Source organism: Sphingobium limneticum, assembly GCF_008710165.1.
GTDB classification, from domain to species: Bacteria; Pseudomonadota; Alphaproteobacteria; order Sphingomonadales; family Sphingomonadaceae; genus Sphingobium; species Sphingobium limneticum.
In genome coordinates this window covers 1-1,342 of record NZ_VYQA01000064.1, presented here as the reverse complement: position 1 = coordinate 1,342, position 1,342 = coordinate 1, and the positions used below count along the sequence as shown (strand labels likewise).

1 protein-coding gene is annotated in these 1,342 nt (G+C 60.8%); it reads left to right on the top strand.

Annotation, left to right across the window (positions count from 1 at the left end; translation table 11 throughout):
• The first annotated feature begins 78 nt into the window (after positions 1–78).
• Entirely contained in the window at positions 79–1,200 is a 1,122-nt protein-coding gene (locus F4U95_RS24500) for an IS5 family transposase (protein ID WP_120253323.1), read from the top strand.
• Positions 1,201–1,342 lie beyond the last annotated feature (142 nt).

Here is a 1,342-nt window from a genome sequence, read left to right as displayed (position 1 = left end):
CAGGTTGCGGAAAAAGGCTCTTTCCTTGAGCCGCTTGAGGTGATTCAGACGCCTTCAACTGAGGTTGAAGGATTTGAGATGCGGGGCGGCGATTACCGGAGCGAAGGGTTGTTTTCCTACGTGAGCTGCGAAGCTCGGGTTCCGGCTAACCATTCACTTCGGGCGATCCGCGCGATCGTCGACGAAGCTCTCGAGGTGATGTCGGCTGATTTCGATGCGATGTATTCGCGCATTGGCCGGCCATCGATCCCGCCCGAGAAGCTGCTGCGCGCATTGCTCCTGCAGGCTTTCTATACGATCCGCTCGGAGCGCCAGCTCATGGAGCAGATGGATTACAACCTGCTCTTCCGCTGGTTTGTCGGCCTGGCGATGGATGCGCCGATCTGGGATGTCACGGTCTTCACCAAGAACCGCGAGAGGCTACTATCCAGGGACGTTGCCGCCAAGTTCCTGTCAGCCATCATCAACCAGGCACGCGTGCAGGCTCTTCTGTCCGACGATCATTTCTCGGTGGACGGCACGTTGGTCGAAGCGTGGGCCAGCGTGAAGAGCTTCAGGCCCAAGGATGAAGGCGGCCCCGGAGATGACGATGACGGTGGTTCAGTCTCCGGCCATGGCGAGCAGAAAACAGCGCCGAGCAATGCCGGACGCGATTTCCGGGGCGAGAAGCGCAGCAATGCGACCCATGCATCAACCACTGATCCCGATGCCCGCTTATTCAAGAAAGCGCGGGGCCAGGCAGCCAAGCTGTGCCATATGGCCCATGTCCTCATGGAGAACCGCAATGGCCTTGTAGTCGATGCGATCCTCACCCACGCGACCGGCACCGCCGAACGCGAGGCCGCACTGACCATGCTGGGCCGGATGGAAGGGCGCCATCGGATCACGCTGGGCGCGGACAAGAACTACGACACCGCCGCCTTCGTCGAGGCATTGCGCGAGATGGACGTCACCCCGCACGTGGCCCAGAATAACACCAATCGCCGTTCTGCCATTGACGGGCGTACGACACGCCATCCCGGCTACGGCCTCTCCCAGAAAATCCGCAAGCGGATCGAGGAAGTGTTCGGATGGGCAAAAACCTGCGGCACCATGCGAAAAACCCGACACCGTGGGCAAGATCGCGTCGGATGGTCCTTCACGCTCACCGCTGCCGCCTACAACCTCGTCAGGCTGCCGAAACTGCTGGGCGCAACCTAGGCCTGCGCCTCATAGCGCCCGAGGCCGGTCAAAAACGACCGGATTCTGGAAGGTTACCTCCCAGAATGACTGACGCCTTGGGCTAGAAAACGGCGAAAGCGAGGCCAATGGCCGGCTCTGCCAACCCTTTTTCCGCAGCCTG